The organism is Ruegeria sp. CL7, assembly GCF_056536445.1.
Window position 1 is genome coordinate 868,984 of sequence record NZ_JBQFPQ010000001.1, and the last position, 20,489, is coordinate 889,472.

The 20,489-nt window shown below is 59.6% G+C and carries 19 protein-coding genes; 10 read left to right on the forward strand and 9 right to left on the reverse strand.

The genetic code is table 11. The features are described 5' to 3' along the window. Window positions 1–6 precede the first annotated feature (6 nt). The 7 genes from ACR0LI_RS04425 to ACR0LI_RS04455 form a co-directional block, all read right to left on the reverse strand. Window positions 7–1,053, reverse strand: coding sequence for a Hint domain-containing protein (locus ACR0LI_RS04425; protein WP_480718069.1), 1,047 nt, complete (start codon window positions 1,051–1,053; stop codon window positions 7–9). Between the two features lie 122 nt (window positions 1,054–1,175). Then, window positions 1,176–2,666, reverse strand: coding sequence for a replicative DNA helicase (locus ACR0LI_RS04430; protein WP_152458159.1), 1,491 nt, complete (start codon window positions 2,664–2,666; stop codon window positions 1,176–1,178). 225 nt (window positions 2,667–2,891) lie between these two features. Further along, complete coding sequence (locus tag ACR0LI_RS04435) at window positions 2,892–3,572, reverse strand: orotate phosphoribosyltransferase (protein WP_209832930.1); 681 nt, start codon at window positions 3,570–3,572, stop codon at window positions 2,892–2,894. A 142-nt stretch (window positions 3,573–3,714) separates the two neighbouring features. Further along, entirely contained in the window at window positions 3,715–4,896 is a 1,182-nt protein-coding gene (locus tag ACR0LI_RS04440) for an ammonium transporter (RefSeq protein ID WP_171632079.1), read from the reverse strand. Between the two features lie 197 nt (window positions 4,897–5,093). Then, a complete protein-coding gene (locus ACR0LI_RS04445; RefSeq protein ID WP_171723161.1) occupies window positions 5,094–5,570 on the reverse strand; it encodes a CinA family protein in 477 nt (158 codons plus the stop codon). Further along, window positions 5,567–6,064, reverse strand: coding sequence for a phosphatidylglycerophosphatase A family protein (locus ACR0LI_RS04450; protein WP_171205028.1), 498 nt, complete (start codon window positions 6,062–6,064; stop codon window positions 5,567–5,569). The genes ACR0LI_RS04445 and ACR0LI_RS04450 overlap by 4 nt, the downstream gene beginning before the upstream one ends. Continuing rightward, complete coding sequence (locus ACR0LI_RS04455; protein ID WP_480718070.1) at window positions 6,061–7,191, reverse strand: bifunctional 2-C-methyl-D-erythritol 4-phosphate cytidylyltransferase/2-C-methyl-D-erythritol 2,4-cyclodiphosphate synthase; 1,131 nt, start codon at window positions 7,189–7,191, stop codon at window positions 6,061–6,063. Before ACR0LI_RS04455 ends, ACR0LI_RS04450 begins: the two co-directional genes overlap by 4 nt. Before the next feature lie 182 nt (window positions 7,192–7,373). Between ACR0LI_RS04455 and dusB the strand changes: the two genes are divergently transcribed. The 5 genes from dusB to ntrX all read left to right on the forward strand — a co-directional run bounded on the left by dusB (window position 7,374) and on the right by ntrX (window position 14,603). After that, on the forward strand, window positions 7,374–8,357 hold the full coding sequence (dusB, locus tag ACR0LI_RS04460) for a tRNA dihydrouridine synthase DusB (protein WP_480718071.1): 984 nt from the start codon (window positions 7,374–7,376) through the stop codon (window positions 8,355–8,357). Then, the gene (locus tag ACR0LI_RS04465) at window positions 8,354–9,442 is read left to right on the forward strand and encodes a two-component system sensor histidine kinase NtrB (protein WP_171723165.1); all 1,089 of its coding nucleotides are present in this window, start codon (window positions 8,354–8,356) and stop codon (window positions 9,440–9,442) included. Before dusB ends, ACR0LI_RS04465 begins: the two co-directional genes overlap by 4 nt. Further along, on the forward strand, window positions 9,442–10,809 hold the full coding sequence (locus ACR0LI_RS04470; protein ID WP_171723166.1) for a response regulator: 1,368 nt from the start codon (window positions 9,442–9,444) through the stop codon (window positions 10,807–10,809). Before ACR0LI_RS04465 ends, ACR0LI_RS04470 begins: the two co-directional genes overlap by 1 nt. 123 nt (window positions 10,810–10,932) lie before the next feature. Next, complete coding sequence (locus tag ACR0LI_RS04475; protein WP_480718341.1) at window positions 10,933–13,197, forward strand: sensor histidine kinase NtrY-like; 2,265 nt, start codon at window positions 10,933–10,935, stop codon at window positions 13,195–13,197. Then, window positions 13,194–14,603 carry a nitrogen assimilation response regulator NtrX gene (ntrX, locus tag ACR0LI_RS04480; RefSeq protein ID WP_171632094.1) on the forward strand — a complete coding sequence of 470 codons (1,410 nt, stop codon included), beginning with the start codon at window positions 13,194–13,196 and terminating at the stop codon, window positions 14,601–14,603. Before ACR0LI_RS04475 ends, ntrX begins: the two co-directional genes overlap by 4 nt. A gap of 18 nt (window positions 14,604–14,621) precedes the next feature. Here the strand turns inward: ntrX and ACR0LI_RS04485 are convergent, their stop codons facing one another. Next, window positions 14,622–15,101 carry a hypothetical protein gene (locus ACR0LI_RS04485; protein ID WP_171632096.1) on the reverse strand — a complete coding sequence of 160 codons (480 nt, stop codon included), beginning with the start codon at window positions 15,099–15,101 and terminating at the stop codon, window positions 14,622–14,624. A 96-nt stretch (window positions 15,102–15,197) separates the two neighbouring features. Here ACR0LI_RS04485 and trkA point away from each other — a divergent pair, with 96 nt between their 5' ends. From trkA to ACR0LI_RS04510, 5 genes are all read left to right on the forward strand, one after another. Beyond that, window positions 15,198–16,574 carry a Trk system potassium transporter TrkA gene (gene trkA / locus ACR0LI_RS04490; protein WP_152458149.1) on the forward strand — a complete coding sequence of 459 codons (1,377 nt, stop codon included), beginning with the start codon at window positions 15,198–15,200 and terminating at the stop codon, window positions 16,572–16,574. Further along, window positions 16,574–18,112 carry a TrkH family potassium uptake protein gene (locus ACR0LI_RS04495; protein ID WP_480718072.1) on the forward strand — a complete coding sequence of 513 codons (1,539 nt, stop codon included), beginning with the start codon at window positions 16,574–16,576 and terminating at the stop codon, window positions 18,110–18,112. The genes trkA and ACR0LI_RS04495 overlap by 1 nt, the downstream gene beginning before the upstream one ends. Window positions 18,113–18,244: 132 nt before the next feature. Continuing rightward, on the forward strand, window positions 18,245–18,484 hold the full coding sequence (gene hfq / locus ACR0LI_RS04500) for an RNA chaperone Hfq (RefSeq protein ID WP_005982826.1): 240 nt from the start codon (window positions 18,245–18,247) through the stop codon (window positions 18,482–18,484). Next, on the forward strand, window positions 18,484–19,761 hold the full coding sequence (gene hflX / locus ACR0LI_RS04505) for a GTPase HflX (protein WP_480718073.1): 1,278 nt from the start codon (window positions 18,484–18,486) through the stop codon (window positions 19,759–19,761). Before hfq ends, hflX begins: the two co-directional genes overlap by 1 nt. 14 nt (window positions 19,762–19,775) lie before the next feature. Beyond that, on the forward strand, window positions 19,776–20,081 hold the full coding sequence (locus ACR0LI_RS04510) for a putative quinol monooxygenase (protein ID WP_480718074.1): 306 nt from the start codon (window positions 19,776–19,778) through the stop codon (window positions 20,079–20,081). A gap of 1 nt (window position 20,082) precedes the next feature. Here ACR0LI_RS04510 and ACR0LI_RS04515 read toward each other — a convergent pair whose 3' ends face one another. Continuing rightward, on the reverse strand, window positions 20,083–20,478 hold the full coding sequence (locus tag ACR0LI_RS04515) for a nuclear transport factor 2 family protein (RefSeq protein ID WP_171632108.1): 396 nt from the start codon (window positions 20,476–20,478) through the stop codon (window positions 20,083–20,085). Window positions 20,479–20,489 lie beyond the last annotated feature (11 nt).

Sequence of the window (20,489 nt, forward strand, 5' to 3'; positions counted from 1 at the left end):
CACAGCCTAGAACAAGGCCTGATCTATGATCGCCTTGCTGTTCCGGACATGTCGGGCCACCAGCTTTTTCTGTCGCCTGCCGCTGGGGATATAAAAGGCAGGGTCCATATCCTTATTGCAGTCGAGACCCGGAAAAAACTGCAACAGCTCTTGCAACGCTTCGGGCGGAAGGGATTTGAGGGCTTCGGGGCCGGTGAACAGGCTTTCACTTGGCGCGCCTTCGGCAAGAAGAACCACGTGACGGTCACAGACAACGTGATGATAAACCACCTGCGTCGCATCGTAATCCACGTAAACGCCCGGCAGGTCTGTTAGTCGGATGGCCGAGACCAAAACGTCTCTTGTGTCGAACATGCGCTGCGCGATGTCCGATCGGACCAGCATTCTGTGCTGTCGCGAAACCGTCAGGTCTCGGCGGGGCAGGCCGTGCCCCAAGGCGCCGGCCGTAATGCGGACTGGGCGCAGTTCGGGTGATTTCAACAGATCGGCCTGGCGCAGGGACCGGGATAGAACAAGCCGAACGGTTGCCGAGCTGCGTTCGGTCGTCATCACCTTGTCACCGGGGCGGATATCCTGAACGCTGATTTCGCCACGGTCCGTCAGGATCAGGGTGTCCGAAACGAAACAGGGGGCGCCGGGGCTGGGATTGGGATCCTCAACAAAGTTGACCCCGTCCTTCGATGACAGAGACGCGGTATCGTCCGTGCCGTTGCTGCCGATCTGGGTCGAAGTCTGGCCACTGGCCGGCCCCTGTGTCGCAGTTACCTGCGAGTCGAAGGATACAAAGCTGAGAACCGAACCATTGTCCGAAAGAGAAACCGCCCCAAACCGGTTGATGCGCGCCGAAATCACGTAATAGTCGAACCCGCCCACGGTGGTCATCGTTCCGTTGTCGACATCCGTCGAACTGCGCACCGAGCCATTGGGGTTGTAAACATCGACCTGCAAGCCGGTGACGTCGGTTCCGGTCGGAACCCGGATTTCAATGAAATCTCCGTCCGGAGCAAAGTTCGGGCCGTTGCGATATCTTATTTCCGATATGATCGCGGGCAAATCAGTGGGTCTCCGGGCGGGTTTGGCGCGTTGGGTTGAACGTCACCGTCACGTTAACACCGGGCAGGAAAAACACCAAAGGACTTGGCGTTCAATATCTGGGGCAGGTGTTCTGCCCGCGATCAATAACCCTCGATTTCACCACCCTGTTGCCAAGGCTTGACCAGATTGCCAAAGCGGGTGAATTGGGCCTCGAACGACAACTCGACCGTGCCGATTGGGCCATGACGTTGCTTGCCGACGATGACCTCGGCTTTGCCGTGCAGACGTTCCATCGCCTGCTTCCACTCTTCCATCTTTTCCAGTTCGTGATCACCGGGCTTTTCGCGCTCTTTGTAGTATTCCTCGCGGAACACAAACATCACAACGTCGGCGTCCTGCTCGATCGAGCCGGATTCACGTAGGTCGGACAGCTGCGGGCGCTTGTCGTCGCGGTTTTCCACCTGGCGCGACAGCTGTGAAAGAGCAATGACCGGGATGTTCAGTTCCTTGGCGATAGCTTTCATGCCCATCGAAATCTCGGCGATTTCGTTCACCCGGTTGTCGGCCATGCCCCGGCAGAGCTGTAGATAGTCGATGACCAGCAAGTCCAGCCCGTGGGTCCGTTTCAACCGTCGTGCACGGGCGGCAAGTTGCGAGATCGGCAAGGCAGGAGTGTCGTCAATAAACAGGGGACAGGCCTCAAGCTCTTTGGCCGCATCCACAAATCGACGGAACTCGGCCTCGGTCATGTCGCCCTGACGGATTTTGTGGCTGGAAATCTCCGAGGCTTCCGCCAGAACCCGGCCCGCAAGCTGTTCCGCGCTCATTTCGAGTGAGAAGAAGCCTACAACACCGCCATCGATCGCGCCTTCGCTGCCATCGGGCTTTGTGCCACGCTTGTAGGCCTTGGCAACGTTGAAGGCGATGTTGGTCGCCAGCGAGGTTTTACCCATGGATGGACGGCCGGCCAGAATGATCAGGTCGGACGGGTGCAACCCACCCAATTGCTTGTCCAGATCGGCCAGACCGGTGGAAATCCCGGCCATGCCGCCGCCGCGCTGGTAGGCCTCGTTGGTGACGTTGACGGCTTCGGTGACGGCCTTGAGGAAGGACTGAAAGCCTTGCTCGGTCTGGCCCTGCTCGGACAGCTGATAAAGCTGCTGCTCGGCCTCGACGATCTGTTCTTTCGGCTCGCTCGAAACATCGACCCGCGCCGCCTTGTCCGAGATGTCGCGACCCAGCCGGATCAGCTCGCGCCGGATGGCAAGGTCATAGATCATCTGGGCATAGTCGTGCACCGCGAATGCGCTGATCGAAGCGCCCGCCAGTTTGACCAGATAAGCGGGACCGCCCAGTTCTTTCAGGCCCTCATCCTCGGCCATGAATGATTTGAGCGTCACGGGCGAGGCAAGCGCGTTCTTTGCAATACGGGCCGAGGCCACCTCGTAAATCCGGGCATGGACCGGATCATAGAAATGTTCAGCCCCGATGATCGAGGCGACCCGGTCGTACAGGTCGTTATTGGTCAGAATCGCGCCCAGCAATTGCTGCTCGGCCTCGATGGAATGCGGCATGGTTTCGGCATTCTGAATCTGTGCCGCTGCCTGCTCGATACTGCTGATCTCGTTCATTTTATCCCCGCTGCCCGTTCCGAGGTTCTACACGCGAAACGTCACCGCAAGCTATCTGGAAATACCTGTGGCTAACTTGGGGTAAAGCCTAGGGATAACTTTCCAGACCGCTTGGATGCCTGCATATGCATCGCTTATTATGTAGGAATTGTCGGAAAAGTCACCATATATCGTGGCGAACTGCCCGATTCTTCCGGGTTTATCCCCAATCCTTCCACAAGAGGTTTACGCTGGTTTATTGGCCTCTTGCCATCCGCGCGGGTCGTTCAGGAAAGCTTCGACAGCCTCAAGTGTTTCCTGATCAAAGGCTTTCTGTGCCTTGGCCTCGGCCAGAACATCCCACCACGTGCAGAGCGAGTGCAGCTTGACGCCATGATCACCCAGCGTTTTCTCGGTCTCGGGGAAGATGCCGTAGTAGAAGATGACGGCGGTGTGCCCGCAGGTAGCACCGGTTTCGCGGATCGCATCGACAAAGGACAGTTTCGAGCCACCATCAGTGGTCAGGTCTTCAACCAGCAACACACGCTCGCCTTCGCTCATCGCCCCCTCGATTCGGGCGTTGCGGCCATAGCCCTTGGGTTTCTTGCGCACGTAGGTCATGGGCAGAGCCATACGCTCGGCGACCATGGCGGCAAAGGGGATGCCTGCCGTTTCCCCGCCTGCGATGTTGTCGAATGCCTCAAAGCCAGCATCACGCATCACCGTGACGGTCAGGAAATCCATAAGTGTCGAGCGGATACGCGGATACGAGATCAGTTTGCGGCAGTCGATATAGGTCGGGCTAGGCAACCCGCTGGCCAGCGTGAACGGTTCCCGCGAGTTGAAATGCACGGCCTTGATCTCCAGCAGCATCCGTGCAGTCAGGCGGGCGATTTCGGTGCTGTCGGGAAAAGAACTGGGGATCATGGCGCAAACCTCGGGGCTGAAAACACGTTGCGGGCTGATAGCCCGACCCTTGGGCTGGAGTCGAGAGGGATTGGGCAAAAGAAAAGCGGACCCCCAAGAGGTCCGCTTTTGCCCTTACGGGCGATGGGCAGCCAAGGTGGGCTTAACTGCTCATGTCATAGGCCCGCTCGCCATGTACCGAGAGGTCGAGGCCATTTGTCTCGGTCTCGGCGTCTACGCGAAGTGGCGTGATCTGTGCAACCAGTTTGACCAACACAAACGTGACAACTGCCGTAAAGGCACCCACGACAATCAGCCCGCCCAACTGAGCGGTCCAGGTTCCAAGGCCAAAAAGGGCGATCATGAGCGTGCCAAAGATACCGCCGACACCATGCACGGCGAAGACATCCAGCGTGTCGTCGATATTCAGTTTGTTACGCACGACGCTGACGGCTTCCTGACACAGAACACCGGCCACCGCGCCAATGATCAGGGCCTGAACCGGACCGACGAAACCCGATGCAGGCGTGATCGAGGCCAGACCCGCGATTGTGCCGGTGACCAGACCGACCATCGAGGCCTTGCCAAAGCGGATACGCTCCCACAGGGCCCAGCTTAGCGATGCCGTAGCCGCGGACAGGTGCGTGACGGTCAGGGCCATCGCCGCTCCGCCATCGGCGGCCAGTTGCGAACCACCGTTGAAACCGAACCAGCCGACCCACAGCATTGCTGCGCCGACCATGACGTAACCGGGGTTGTGCGGCGGAGTGGTGCGGTTGCGACGCGGCCCGAGGATGACCGCGACAATCAGCGCTGCCAGACCAGCGGTTTCATGCACCACGATGCCACCCGCAAAGTCGCGCACGCCGATCTCGCCCAGAATGCCGCCATCAGCCAGCATCCCGCCGCCCCAGATCCAATGCACCACGGGCGCATAGCACAGCAGCATCCACAGCGCCGAAAAGGTCAGGACAAAGCCAAAGCCCACACGTTCGACATACGCACCAACGATCAACGCAGGGGTTATGATGGCAAAGGTCATCTGGAAAGCAAAGAACAGGATCTCGGGCAGGGTTCCGGCAAGGCTGTCAACATCGACGCCGTTGAGGAAGGCCTTGCCCAAACCACCCCAAAGCCCGCTTTCACCGGGTCCGAACGCGATGGAATACCCTGCGACCAGCCACAGGACGCTCATCAAACAGGCAATGGCAAAGCAATGCATGAAAACGCTGAGGACATTTCGGGCACGCACGAGGCCGCCATAGAACAGGGCGAGGCCCGGCACTGTCATGAAAAGGACCAACGCGGTTGCAACGATGATCCAGGCTGTATCGGCTCCGTTCATGGGCCATTCTCCCTTCCGAATGAATGCGCGGATCCGTGGAAACTGGGCGCGGATCGGCGCTGCGTGAGCGGTGTGGGCTGTTTCAAGCCACCGTCGGTTGGAGAAAAAAGAGGCATGGCAAAAAAAAGCGCCTGTTTTGGCGGCCTTTTTTCAACTGACTTAAAAAGCAGCGGTTCTATTGGTCAGGTGCTGAAAGATTAGGCACCTGCGGAAAGGGCCGTATACAGCAGGGCCAAGGCGTGGTCACGCGCCGCGCGACGCACGGCATCGCGACCGGGTGCGCCGAATTCGACGGTTTCCACATGCGTCGGCCGCCCCTCGGCGGCCAACCCGAAACACACACGCCCTTCAGGTTTGAATTCGGACCCGCCCGGCCCGGCAATACCGGTGATCGCGACGGCAAGTTGCGCCAGTGAATTGCGCAGCGCACCTTCTGCCATTTCGCGGGCCACCTGTTCGGAAACCGCACCGTGCGCGTTCAGCGTTTCGGCCTGAACGCCCAGCATGTCCTGTTTGGCCTCGTTGGTGTAGGTGACGAAACCCCGATCCACGACGGCAGAGCTGCCGGGAATATCGGTCAGGGCCGCAGCGACCATGCCGCCGGTGCAGCTTTCGGCGGTGGCGATCATCACGCCCTGCGCCTTGGCGCAGTCCAGCAGGTCTGTCACGTTCATAGCCCCAGAACTCCGTGTGCGATACCTGCCAGAACCATCACTCCGATGGCTGCAAATATACCTGCAATCACGTCATCCAGCATCACGCCCATCGGATCGCCACGCCGATCGGCCCAGCCGACAGGGCCGGGTTTGGTGATGTCGAACAGACGAAAAAGGATGAACCCGGCAACCCAGCCGGGCCAGAGCGCGGTAATGTCGATTCCATGCGCCCAGGACGGATAGGAAATTGCCCAAAGCGCGATGAACTGGCCTGCGACCTCATCAATGACGATTTCGGATGGGTCGTGGTCATCCTGACCTTCGGTCATCACGCGTGTGGCCCAGAGGCCGCCGACAAAAACCGCAACCGTTGCGAGGGCCAGCAACGGGAAACCACCCAGCATGTGCAATACCCAGGCCATCGGCAGGGCCACCAGCGATCCCCAGGTGCCCGGGGCAGGGCGCAAATAGCCAACGCCGCCGACAGTCCCGATCATCTGTGCCGCGTTCATGCTTTCACCAGACATGCCGTGGCGAGCGAGGCGATGCCTTCGCTGCGGCCGGTGAAGCCCAGACGCTCGGACGTTGTCGCCTTGACTGAAACCTTATCTGCACGCAGACCCATGATTTCAGACATCCTTTCTCGCATGGCCACTGCGTGCGGGCCAATCTTTGGATATTCGCAGACCAGCGTGCAATCGACATTCGAGATGCGGTATCCCATCTGCCCTGCCAGCTCGACCGCGTGGCGCAGGAAAATCTCGCTGGCGGCGCCTTTCCATTGCGGGTCCGAAGGCGGGAAATGCTGCCCGATATCGCCCTGTGCCAGAGCGCCATAGATCGCATCGGTGACCGCGTGCATTCCGACATCGGCATCCGAATGGCCTTGCAGTCCGCGGTCATGCGGCACTTTCACACCGCAAAGGATCACATGATCCCCATCGCCAAAACGGTGCACATCGTACCCGTTGCCCAGCCTTACATCCATTTCCGTTCCCATTATGCGTTCCGCCCGGGCAAAATCCTCGGGTCGGGTGATTTTCAGATTGTCCGCATCGCCCGGTACGATGCAGACATCAAGGCCGGCGGCGCGGGCCACTTCGACATCGTCCGCAGCTTCGCCCGGATGGGCGGCGTGGGCGGCGGTGATGGCGTCATAGTGAAACCCCTGCGGAGTTTGCGCAGCGAACAGGTTGCTGCGATCCTGCGTACCGGTCACGGCCTGTTCATGCCCAACCCACAGCGCATCCGTCACCGCCAGCCCGGGCGCCGCCGCCGGACATGTTTCCAGGGCATTCAGAACGTCGGTGATGATGCGGGGTGTGACGCAAGGCCTTGCAACGTCATGGATCAAAACGCGCTGTACGTTCCGGCCGGCCAGTGCAGCCAATCCATTGCGCACCGATCCCGCGCGATCCGTTCCGCCCGAAGCCAGGATCAGGTCGGTTTCACGGAATTCTTCCCATGCGACGCTGTCTTCGTCGGACAACACCAGGACAATGTGATCCACCTGTCCGCGAAAGCGCTCGATCGTCCAATCGGCCACCCGCCGGCCCGCAAGGCTGCGCCATTGTTTTGGCACGCCACCCCCGGCGCGCGACCCGCGACCGGCGGCAACTATGATGGCGGCAGTTGTCATATGTGCGCGCTCTCCTCGTGATGGGCATTGTTTAGGCGGCGGTGAATGCAGAGGCAATAACCCATGGTCATGTGATTAATAATTAGGCAAATGATGATTTTGCGGGCTTGCTGCATGCCGATTTGTTGTTCATATGCGCAGAAAACGATATCAAAACCACAACTGCCCAAGGATTAAGCACGTTGACACTGCACCTTGCCGACAAGGAAATAACACCGCCTGTTTTGCTGGCCCCCATGGCCGGAATCACCGACCGCCCGTTTCGCGATCTGGTGATGCGTTTCGGTGCGGGTATGGTCGTCAGTGAAATGGTCGCCAGTCAAGAGATGGTGCAGGCCAAGCCCGGTGTGCGGGAACGGGCGGAACTGTCCGCAGATGTGGAAAACACCGCCGTGCAACTGGCCGGGCGTGAGGCCCATTGGATGGCCGAGGCGGCCCGTCAGGTGGCCGACCGTGGCGCGCGGGTGATCGACATCAACATGGGGTGCCCCGCCAAGAAGGTAACAAACGGTTATTCCGGCTCGGCCCTTCTGAAAACACCGGATCACGCGCTGGCATTGATCGAGGCCGTGGTGGGCGCGGTCGATCTGCCGGTGACGCTGAAAACCCGGCTGGGATGGGACGACACTCTGTTGAACGCGCCCGACGTGGCACGCCGCGCTCAGGACGCGGGTATTCAGATGGTCACGATCCATGGCCGCACACGCTGTCAGTTCTACAAGGGTCACGCCGATTGGCGGGCAATCCGGGCGGTGAAAGAGGCCGTATCGATCCCGGTCATCGCGAACGGAGACATCGTGGACACTGACGCCGCCCGATCCGCGTTGCGCCAATCCGGCGCGGATGGGGTGATGGTCGGTCGTGGCGCCCAGGGCAAGCCTTGGGTGTTGGCGCAAATCTGTCACGACCTGTACGGCGCCGAGGCGCCCGAGATTCCGACCGGTCATGATCTGGTTGATATGGTTTGCGCGCATTATCAGTCGATGCTGGATTTCTACGGCGCCGATCTGGGTCTGCGTGTCGCCCGCAAGCATCTGGGATGGTACATGGACGAAGCCGCAACGCCCGCGCCCTTGCGCCGAGCGGTGCTGACGTCGCGCGATCCGGCGGAAGTTCTGCGCCTGTTGGCGGTTGCACTCAGCGACACGGACGAGGTGGCGGCATGAATTCCGATGCCAGCATCTGGAACTCGCTGCCGGTTCCGGCGTTCATTATTGATGAACAGGATCGGATATCCGATGTGAATGCTGCGGGTGAGGGGTTTCTGAACGCGTCGCGCAAATCGGTGATCGGCCATCCGGTGTGGGATCAGATCGCCGTGGACGCGCCGTTGGAAGAGGCGTTCGAGCGCGCCCGCTGGCAGGGCACGCCATTGTTCGTGAATGATGTGGATGTGGGGTCGGGTAGCCGGGCGCCGCTGCAATGCGCGTTGCAGATTGCGCCTTTGGTCGGGCATCCGGGCTCCATGATCATGATCATCTCGCCTCGTGAACTGGCAGGTCGGATGACGCGGGGGAATACGGTCAAATCCGCGGCACAATCCGCCATCGGCATGGCGGAAATGCTGGCGCACGAGATCAAGAACCCGCTGGCCGGGATCACTGGTGCGGCGCAGTTGCTCAGCATGAATATACCGCCGCAAGATCTTGAACTAACGGATCTTATTGTTGCCGAAAGCCGCCGGATCGTGAAGTTGCTGGAACAGGTCGAGCAATTCGGGAACCTTCAGAAACCTGACTTCAAGCCAGTCAACATCCACGATGTGCTGGATCGCGCAAGACGGTCGGCATTGTTGGGATTTGGCGCTGACATGATGATCGTCGAAGACTATGACCCGTCGCTGCCGCTGGCTTACGGAGACCCGGATCAGATTCTGCAGGTGATCCTGAATCTGCTCAGGAATGCGTCCGAAGCGGCAGGACCGCAGGGCGGAACGATCCGCCTGCGGACCTATTTCGAACATTCCTTCCGGTTGCGTCGCAGTGACGGGTCAGGGCATTCGCTGCCCTTGCAGATCGAGATAATCGATGATGGTCCGGGCCTGCCAGAAGACATCCGCGGCGATATTTTTGATCCCTTCGTATCCGGCAAGGAAAACGGCACCGGCCTGGGGCTGGCGCTGGTCAGCAAGATAATCTCGGACCATGACGGCTGGATTTCGGCCGAATCCGTGCCCGGGCGAACGGTATTCAAACTGTCGCTGCGCCGCGCGCCGCGAGACGCAATCGAGGACAAGAAGGAGAGCACCTGATGGATGGCACCGTACTGGTCGCGGACGACGATCGCACGATCCGCACTGTTCTGACACAGGCCCTGACGCGTGCCGGGTGCAAGGTGCATGCGACCTCATCACTGACCACGTTGATGCGCTGGGTCGGCGAGGGAAAAGGCGACGTGGTGATTTCCGACGTGGTCATGCCCGATGGAAACGGTCTTGAGATGCTGCCGAAGATTGCCGAAGACCGCCCCGGTTTGCCGGTGATCGTGATTTCCGCACAAAACACCATCATGACGGCGATTCAGGCGACAGAGGCGGATGCGTACGACTATCTGCCAAAACCCTTCGACCTGCCGGATCTGATGAAACGGACGGCGCGGGCGCTGGATCAGAAGCAACGCGCCCAGCCAGAGCCGGCCGTGGGCACAAGCGAGCGCCCCGAAGAACTGCCACTGGTCGGGCGAACACCAGTGATGCAGGCTCTGTACCGGTTGGTCGCCCGGGTGATGAACACGGACCTCTCGGTCATGATTTCCGGTGAAAGCGGCACGGGCAAGTCACTGATAGCGCGGGCCATTCACGATTTTTCCGACCGTCGAACCTTGCCCTTTGTCACTGTCACCGCTGCCGAACTGCGCGATCTGGAAGGCCCGGCCCGTGTGATGGCGCGGGTTCGCGGCGGCACGCTGTTGATAGACGAAATCGCAGATATCGAAGATGAGGTTCAGGCGCGCATCGTCCGCATGATGGATACTCCGGGCGATCACGTTCCCCGTTTCATGGCCACCAGCCAATCAGACCTGACCGAAGGGATGGAGAACGGGCGCATCCGTCAGGACCTTTATTATCGTTTGTGCGGGGCGACGATCCACGTTCCATCACTGCGTGAAAGGGTGGATGACATTCCGCTGCTGGCCGAGCACTTTCTGGCTCGGGAAGAGCGGGAAAACGGCACCAAACGCTGGCTCAGCCCCGAGGCGGTGGAACTGGTGCGGCGCTATTCCTGGCCCGGGAACGTGCGGCAACTGGAAAATGCCGTGCGCCGGTTGGGTCTGACCAGCCGGGCCGATGAAATCACCAAAGCCGAAGTGGAAATGGTGCTGGGCAGCCAGCCAGAGGCGGAACCGGTCCTGAGCGGCGGCGAACGCGAAAAGCTTTCGACTTCGGTCGAGCGGCATTTACGAAGGTATTTTGACCTGCACGGCAACATTTTGCCGCCCCCGGGCCTGTATCAGCGCATTTTACGGGAAGTTGAGGCCCCGCTGATCGAAATCGCGCTGGATGCAACTGGCGGAAATCAGGCGAAATGTGCCGATTTGCTGGGAATCAACCGAAATACGTTGCGAAAAAAGATTACGGATCTCGATATTCAGGTGACACGTCGACGCAAACTGATGTAATATCGCCACACAAACCGTGGCATCCCGGCATCTGTTGGGAAAAGATCACGATATATGGCGGTAAGCCGCGCAAGCGGCACATCAGGATGAGGGCAGACAGTGGCAACCCGAGCACAGAGCGGGATGATCCCATCGATCAGTCGATGGCGTAAATCACGGAAACTGCGCAATTTTGGCACGTTTGGCCTGGTTCTCATGGGGCCTGTTCTGGCGCTGGCCACTTACCTTGTTATCGGTCCTTTCGATCTTGGCGCCACGGCACCGACTTTGCGGCTGATTCTGTTGGCCGATCTCGTATACGTTCTGGTTGTTGCTGCACTTGTGCTTGGGCAGGTTGGCAGCTTGATTGCCGCACGTCGGGCCAAGTCGGCGGGTTCGCGCCTGCATTTGCGCCTGATCGGGGCGTTTACTCTGCTGGCGCTGGTTCCAACCGTGACCGTGGCGATTTTTGCCGGATTGACCGTCAATATCGGCCTTGAGGGCTGGTTTTCCGACCGCGTACGTCAGGTTGTGGGATCTTCGCTGACAGCAGCAGAAGCGTATGAACAGGAACACCGTCGGGGGTTGACGCAAGACGCGTCTGTTCTTGCGCGATATCTGGATAATGCGCGATCGCTGGACTTCTATATCTCGGACGCTGAACTGCGCGAAGTTCTGGCGCAGGGGCAGGCTCAGATTCAACGGGGGCTGCGCGAAGCCTATGTCATCGACGGTGGTGGCGAAATCAAATCGCGCGGGGACCGGTCCTACCTGTTCAACTACGAAGCCCCAACCCCCGAGCAGATTGCAGAAGCCACCGACAAGGGCCTGCTGATCATCGCCGACTGGCCCAACAATGAGTTCCGGGCGCTGGTCCCTCTGAAGGCTTATCTGGATCGCTATCTCTATGTCAGCCGCGAGGTGGATGGGCAGTTGTTGACGCTGCTGGACGATACCAAGGAAACGGCACAGTTCTATCAGCAACTGGAAAGCGAACGGGGCAGGGTGCTGTTCGAGTTCGGCCTGTTGTATCTGGGCTTTGCGTTGATCCTGATCCTTGCGGCTATGTCCCTGGGGATGTGGTTTGCCGAGCGGTTGTCGCGTCCCGTGGGGCGGTTGACCACCGCGGCGCAGCGGGTTGGGGCCGGTGATCTGAGCGTCCAGGTGATTGAAGAGGCCAGCGACGACGAAATCGCGATGCTGGGCCGGTATTTCAACCAGATGACCCGGCAGTTGAAAGGACAGCGCGATACGCTGTTGGAGAACACGCGGCAAATTGAAAGCCGGCGCCGTCTGTTCGATTCGGTGCTCAGTTCGGTCACTTCGGGTGTCGTTGGAGTGGACCCGGAAGGATGCATTACATTCGTGAACCGTTCGGCCGAGCGGTTGCTGGATTGGACCGGGGGCGAGCAGCATCTGGCCATCGGCATTGCGGTGCCGGAATTTCTGCCCCTGTTCGAAAGTTTGAAAGACAGCGGGCAAGAGGCCGTTCAGGGCGAAATCAAAGTGACCCGCAAGGGACGGCTTGAGAACCTGTTGGTCCGCATGGCCATCCGTCGCGGAGAAGATGGCGGCCTGGAAGGTTATGTGGTTGCCTTCGATGACGTCACCGATCTGGTCAGCGCCCAACGGATGGCGGCCTGGGGTGACGTGGCCCGCCGCATCGCGCATGAGATCAAGAACCCTCTGACCCCGATCCAGCTGAGCGCGGAACGGATCAAGCGCAAGTTCTCGCGCAAACTGGACGAGGAAGACAGCAGCAGCCTGGATTCGATGACGAACGTGATTGTGCGGCAGACCAACGACCTGCGTCGCATCGTGGATGAATTCTCGAAATTTGCACGGATGCCTGAACCTGAACGCAGGGAAGAAAACCTTGTTGATCTGGTGCACGAGGCTGTCCTGCTGCAACAGGCCGGGCAGCCGGATGTGCAGATTGATGCCGATCTGCCGCAACAGCCCATCATGGCCGATGTGGATGCAACCATGCTGAACCAGGCGCTTACCAACCTCATCAAGAATGCCGGGGAAGCCATTGCAACCCTTAAGGAAAAAGGGGCGCCCGACAACCTTCAGCCCCAGATCAAAGTGGCGGTCACCAGTGATGATGCGGGTACGGTCATAACCATTGCAGACAACGGGATCGGCCTGCCCGAAGATCGGGCACGGCTGTTTGAGCCCTATGTAACGACACGTGACGAAGGGACCGGGCTGGGCCTGCCCATCGTCAAGAAGATCATTGAAGAGCATGGCGGCGCGCTGACCCTCGAGGATGCGCCCGTATTTGACGGACAGGACCATTTTGGCGCGATGGCCGTGATCCGATTGCCGGGGATTACTGGGTCCCAAGCGGCAGCGCCACAGAAGCAGGCAATTAGAACCAACAAACTGAAAGCAGGCCAAAGATGAGTGACATTCTGATCGTAGATGATGAGCGCGATATTCGCGAGCTGGTGTCCGACATTCTGGAGGACGAAGGCTATTCAACCCGGCTGGCGGCCAACTCGGACGAGTGCATGGCGTCGATCAACTCTGAACCGCCGGGATTGTTGATCCTGGATATCTGGCTGAAAGACAGCCGAATGGATGGAATCGATATCCTGAAAGCGGTGAAACGCGACAACCCGGATGTGCCGGTGGTGATCATTTCCGGCCACGGCAACATTGAAATTGCCGTCGCCGCAATCAAGCAGGGCGCCTATGATTTTATCGAAAAGCCGTTCAACATAGACCAGTTGATGGTGGTGATCCGCCGCGCGATGGAGACCTCTCGCCTGCGTCGCGAGAATGCGTCTCTGAAGCGGAAAGAAGTCAACAATTCCGACATGATTGGCAAATCCGCGGCGTTCCGCGCCATGCAGGGGCAGTTGGACAAGGTGACCAAGTCGAATGGCCGCGTGATGCTCAGCGGCCCTGCGGGGTCCGGCAAAGAAATTGCAGCACGGTATATCCATGCCCATTCAAATCGCGCCAACGCGCCATTTGTCACGGTAAACTGTGCCGGGATCGAACCCGAACGTGTGGAAGAGGTGCTGTTTGGCCGGGAATCGGCGGAACGCGGCGTGGAATCGGGTTTGCTGGAAGAGGCGCATGGAGGCGTGATCTATTTTGACGAAGTCGCCGACATGCCCCTTGGGACACAGTCAAAAATCCTGCGGGTGCTGGTGGATCAGCAGTTCCAGCGTGTCGGTGGCAGTGACAAGGTGCGCGTGGACCTTCGCGTGATCTCGTCAACAAGCAAGGATCTTGACGAAGAAATCGCGGCTGAACGGTTCCGGGAAGAGCTGTACCACCGTCTGAACGTCGTCCCGATTGCCGTGCCGTCACTGGAAGATCGGCGCGAAGATATCCCGGTTCTGGCGCAGCACTTTATTGAGATGTGCAACGAAACCCAGGGTTTGCCGATCAGGGAATTGTCGGAAGAGGCTGTTGCCCTGTTGCAGACGATGACATGGCCCGGCAACGTGCGCCAGCTCAAAAACCTGATCGAGCGGGTTCTGATCCTTGGCGATGGCTCCGGCCCGATTGAGGCGCGTGAGTTGCCCAACGAAGAAGAAAAGGCAGAAGATTCAGGTCGTGTCGTGTTGTCTGGCGCACTGGCCACCTTGCCGTTGCGCGAAGCCCGCGAGGCGTTCGAGCGAGAGTATCTGCTGACACAGATTAACCGGTTTGGCGGCAATATCAGCCGTACGGCCAGCTTTGTGGGCATGGAACGCAGCGCCCTGCATCGGAAATTGAAATCGCTGGGCGTAGTGACTTCGAACAAATCCGGCGCGCGCGTGGCGCAAATCGATGAACCCGAACCGGCAGAATAATCTGCCGGTCGCACGGCCTCAGCCGGCCTGACCGGGCGTTATGATCTGAAATGAGCCGTCATCGAATTTCACAAAGCACGACGCGCTGTTGAGCGGTGGCAAAGTGGTTGTTCGCGTTGCGGGCACGCGTGATTTCACGTTCTGTTTGCACGGCGGCAGGCTTACGGGTCGAAACCCTTTCTGTGCCATGCATTGCGCTTCGACCGTGTTGCGCAGGCCCTGATTCACATCCACGGTATAAACACGGCCGGGCTGCCACCAGCCGGGTGATTGATAGCAACGACCCCTGCCATCGCAATATGTGCGCCCCGGCCAATAGGTTGGCGGGCTTTGGCGGATCTGATTGGCTACCGGCACTTCCTTGACCGCCTTCAGCTGGCACTGAGTGGTCTCTTTTTGCAGGCGCGATACGGTTTCACCTTCGCGGTAGTACAGCGAAAGTGGTCCGCAAGAAGACAGCACCATCAAAGGTAACAGCATAGGAAACAGCGTTTTCATATGCTTATCATGCCGCAGCCGGGCTGCGATGACAATTCAATTGACCGCTCTGGGGGCATCTGTCATTCAATCCTTTCAGGCAGAAGGGCCAGAAGCATGAAGGTCATTATTTGCGGTGCGGGTCAGGTCGGCTGGCAGATCGCGCGGCATCTTTCGGGCGAGCTGAACGATGTTACCGTCGTGGACAACAATCCCGACCTTGTAAGGCGGGCGACTGAAACGCTTGATGTGCAGGGGATCGCCGGGTTTGCAAGTTATCCGGACGTGCTGGAACGGGCAGGGGCCCGTGACGCTGACATGATCATTGCCGCCACCCATTCGGATGAGGTGAACATGGTCACCTGCCAGATGGCGCACTCGGTCTTTTCGATCCAGCGCAAGATCGCGCGCCTGCGGTCGAAATCCTATCTCGAGGCGATCCACTCGGATCTGTACCGTCGTGATCATCTGCCGATTGATGTGGTGATCAGCCCCGAACGCGAAGTTGCCGCCGCCGCCATGCGCCGCCTGTCTGCCCCATCCGCCTTTGACACCGAGATTTTCATGGACGGCAAGGCGCAGCTGCTTGGAGTGCGGGTGGAAGAGGATTGCCCGATCGTCAATACGCCGTTGCGGCAGCTGACGGATCTGTTCTCGACCCTCAGTTCCATTGTGGTTGGGGTGCGGCGCGAAGGCACGCTGTTTGCGCCCGAGTCCGAGGATCAGCTGTTCGTGGGCGATGAATGCTATGTCTTCACCAACGTCAAGGACGTGGATCGCACCATGGAGGTGTTCGGCAAAGCGCAAAAACGGCAGGATCGCGTGGTGATCGTGGGCGGCGGAAATGTCGGGCTGGAAGTGGCCAGAACGCTGGAAGAACGCGAAAGCCGCGTGCGGGCCAAGATCATCGAGCGCGACCGCCATTGCGCTGAACTCGCCGCCGAAGCTCTGGAACGGACGATCGTGCTGCATGGCGACGGGCTGGATGCCGGGTTGCTGAGCGAGGCGGGGATCGAACGGGCCGATGCGATGCTGGCAGTTACGGATGACGACCGTACGAACATGCTGGCTGCGGTGCGTGCCAAGGCCGAAGGGTGCGCTCTGGCGATTGCATTGATCAACGATCCCAGCATGGTGGCCCTGATGGGGCCTTTGGGGATCGATGCTTATATCAACCCGCGGGCCACGACCGTCAGCTCGATCCTGCGGCACATCCGGCATGGACGGGTGCGTCAGGTCTATTCAATCGGGGACGCCGAGGCCGAAGTGATCGAGGCCGAGGTTCTTTCGACCTCGCCTATGGCCGGGCAACGTCTGCGCGATATCGATTTTCCCGAGGGGGTGCTTGTGGGCGCGGTCCGCAAGGGAGACGAGGTTCTGCGACCGACAGGCAGCCTGCGGATCGATGAAAAAGATGTGGTCGCAATCTTTGCCATGGCCAAGGACGTGCCAGAGGTTGAACGCCTGATGCAGGTTTCAATCGATTTCTTCTGATGGCGCATGCAGGGACACAACAGGTTGGATTGTTGCGGCGGTTGCCGTTGTTCCTGCTGATCTGGGGCATTGCATCCCTGACCATGTGGATTCCGGCGATCTATGCGTTGGCTCTGGACGATCACGACACGTCACGATCCTTTCTGTATTCCGGGATTCTCGGCTTGTTTCTGGTAGCCACCATCGCGATGGCGTCCTCCAACCGCATACCCCGGCGCGGCACGTTGGGGCAGCTGGCGGTGATGCTGGCCTGTTTCACGCTGCTGCCCATATTTCTTGCGATCCCATTTCACGACGCGCTTGGTACGACCACCTTTCTGAACGCCTATTTCGATATGGTCAGCTCTCTGACGACCACGGGGGCGGACCTGTTTCCGGATCCGGCCCGCCTGACGGCCCCGTTGCATTTGTGGCGCGCCATGGTCGGTTGGATGGGCGGCCTGCTGATGTGGATCGCCGCTGCGGCTATCCTTGCGCCGCTGTCGCTTGGCGGGTTCGAGGTCACTGCCAAAGGCCAGCCGGGGCGCCCGGTGTCAGGGGTGGCGCAGAGCGAACGCGTGGACCCGCGTGGCCGTCTGATCCGTGTCGCCAGGACCCTGACGCCAGTCTATGTCGGGCTGACGACCGTGATCTGGGTTCTTCTGTTGATCGCCGGTGAAGTCGGTCTGACGGCGGTGTGCCATGCGATGGCAGTGATGGCCACGTCCGGCATCTCTCCGGTCGGGGGCATGGAAGGGGCGCAGGCCGGGTTTACGGGCGAAGCCATCCTGTTTCTGTTCCTGTTCTTTGCTCTCTCGCGTCTGACTTTTTCGAAGGATACCGCGACAACAGGCTATTCCCGTCTGGATACGGACCCCGAGTTTCGTATTGGTCTGATGATTGTCCTGGGCGTCGCAATCCTGTTGTTCTTCCGGGTTGTTGCGGGCGTGACGGAAATCGGTGGTCGAATGGAACCATTGCAGGCCTTGCAGGTCATCTGGGGGATGCTGTTCACCGTTCTGGCTTTCCTGACGACGGCCGGTTTTGAAAGCGCGAACTGGAACGACGCACAGCAACTGTCGGGTTTGGGAACGCCCGGTTTGCTGTTGATGGGGCTAGCATTGATCGGCGGCGGGGTCGCGACGACAGCCGGAGGGGTCAAGCTGTTGCGGGTCTTCGCGCTGTATCTGAATGGCGCACGAGAGATCGACCGCCTGATCTATCCCTCATCCGTCAGCGGTGCAGGGGGGGGCAATCGCCGCATTCAAAGCGATGGTGCGTTCATCGCGTGGATCTTTCTGATGCTCTTTGCGCTGACCCTTGCGGTGTTCAACCTTCTGCTTGCGGCGATGGGGTCCGGATTCGAACAGGCCATGGTGCTCAGCGTGGCCACGCTCAGCACGACGGGGCCGTTGATCGAGTTGGCCACCGACGTACCAATTCGCCTGATCGATCTTTCTGCCAGCGCCAAGCTGACGCTGTGCGCGGCCATGGTCATCGGGCGTCTGGAAACGCTGGCGATCATCGCCCTGATCACCCCGTCGCTTTGGCGGGATTGAGCCGGGCACATCGTGCGGCGGCTAACGCCTGATTTTTCATCTGGAATATCTGTGCGTAGCACTCCATACTCTGCCGGAGGGAGCGCGTTGGTCCGCAGCGCGTAGCAAGAACAATGGCGAGATTATAAAAATATGGCTTCGGACAGACAGAATCTTCAGGATGCCTTCCTGAACAATGTACGGAAAGCTAAGGTTCCGGTCACGATTTTCCTGATCAACGGTGTGAAATTGCAGGGTGTCATCACCTGGTTCGACAATTTCTGCGTATTGTTGCGCCGCGACGGACAGTCGCAGCTGGTCTACAAACACGCGATTTCGACCATCATGCCGTCACAGCCGATCAACCTGTATGAGGGCGAAGACGCCTCTTGATGGAACATGAGCGGGCGCGCACCCGGGCCTGGGTGCTGCATCCCGAAATCAAATCAGATGAACAGCGCCGTGTCCCCGAACCGGCGCTGGAAGAGGCGGTGGCACTGGCCGCCGCATTGCCAGATCTGGACGTGATCGGATCAGAAATCGTGCGACTTCAACGCGCGCAGGCCGGGTATTTGTTCGGCAGCGGAAAGATTGAAGAACTTGGTGCGCGTTTTCGCGACAACGAGGTTGAGCTGGTTCTGATCGACGGGCCGGTGACCCCGGTGCAGCAGCGCAATCTGGAAAAGGCGTGGAAGGTCAAGATCCTCGATCGGACCGGGTTGATCCTTGAGATTTTCAGCGATCGCGCCCGCACGCGGGAAGGGGTATTGCAGGTCGAGATGGCCGCGCTCAGCTATCAGCGGACGCGACTGGTACGGGCGTGGACTCACCTTGAACGTCAGCGCGGTGGTTTGGGATTTGTCGGCGGACCCGGCGAAACCCAGATCGAAGCCGACCGCCGCGCCATTGACGAGCAACTGGTGCGCTTGCGGCGGCAGTTGCAGAAGGTGGTCAAGACCCGGACACTGCACCGGGCCGCCCGGGCCAAGGTGCCTTATCCAATCGTCGCACTCGTCGGGTATACGAACGCAGGGAAATCGACGCTGTTCAATCACCTGACCGGGGCCGAAGTGATGGCCAAGGACATGCTGTTCGCCACACTGGATCCGACCATGCGCCGCGTACAGTTGCCCGACGGCCCCGAAGTGATCCTGTCGGACACGGTGGGCTTTATCTCGAACCTCCCGACCGAGCTTGTGGCGGCTTTCCGGGCGACGCTGGAAGAAGTCCTGGGGGCCGACCTGATCGTCCATGTGCGTGATATCAGCCACGAGGAAACCGAGGCGCAGGCGCAGGATGTCGAGGCGATCCTGACCTCGCTGGGCGTCGACGAAGAGAGGCCCCGGCTTGAGGTCTGGAACAAGATAGATCTGCTGAGCGCTGATGAACGCGAGGCGACATTAGCGCGGGCGGACCGAGATCCTGAGATATTTGCGATTTCGGCTGTAACCGGGGAAGGCATCGCACCTTTGCTGTCCGAGATCGCGATGCATCTGCAAGGTGCACGGCGTGAGGCGGTGTTGGATCTGTCTTTCTCGGACGGGGACAAGCGGGCCTGGTTGTTCCGGCAGGATGTGGTGCGCACAGAAGAACAGACCGATGACGGTTTCCGCATCACGGTATCGTGGACCGATAAACAGGCGGCTCAGTTCGAGGCGCTGAAGAATTAGCGATGGGGTCGGATATGTCTCACAAGCCGGACCAAAGAGTGTTCCTGACCGGCCATATCGATGTGCCTGTGGACCGGCTGGAAGAGGTGCGCGCGGCGTTGCCGGACCATGTGAAACTGACCCGTGCGGAACAGGGCTGCGTATCCTTTGACGTGATCGAGGATCAGACCTGTCCGGGTCGGTTCAACGTGTCAGAAGTATTTGCAGATCAGCAGGCTTTCGATGCACATCAGGCCCGGACACTGGCGTCTGACTGGTCGCGGGTCACTCAGGGGATACCGCGGGACTACAGGATAGAACGCGCATCCAGTGGACGTTGAGTCAGGCCCCGTCAATCTGCCGTTGATGGTCATCGGCGTCGAACCAGCCCGATGATGATTGTACAAGGTAATCTGACGTCAGTTCCCACTCTTCCCAGCCGCGCGCTATGACGTGATTGCCGGTTACGGAATGGTGCCCTTCGCGGGTCCAGACAAATATGGCATGAGATCCGGCCCATCGCATCATGTCGCAACGCAGCTCGAGATCCGGAAAATCCGCGTAAAAACTCCGGGCCATGTCGGCGATCGCCACGCGCCCCTCGATCGGGTCGCCCCGGTTGATGGTGACCTGCCCGTTTGACGCGAAGAAGCCGGCAACCGCGTCGGGGTCACCCGAGCTCCAGGCTATTGCGTAGTCTCGCGCGAGGTTATTCAGAGTATCCCGAATGCTGGCCATACTCGCCCCCT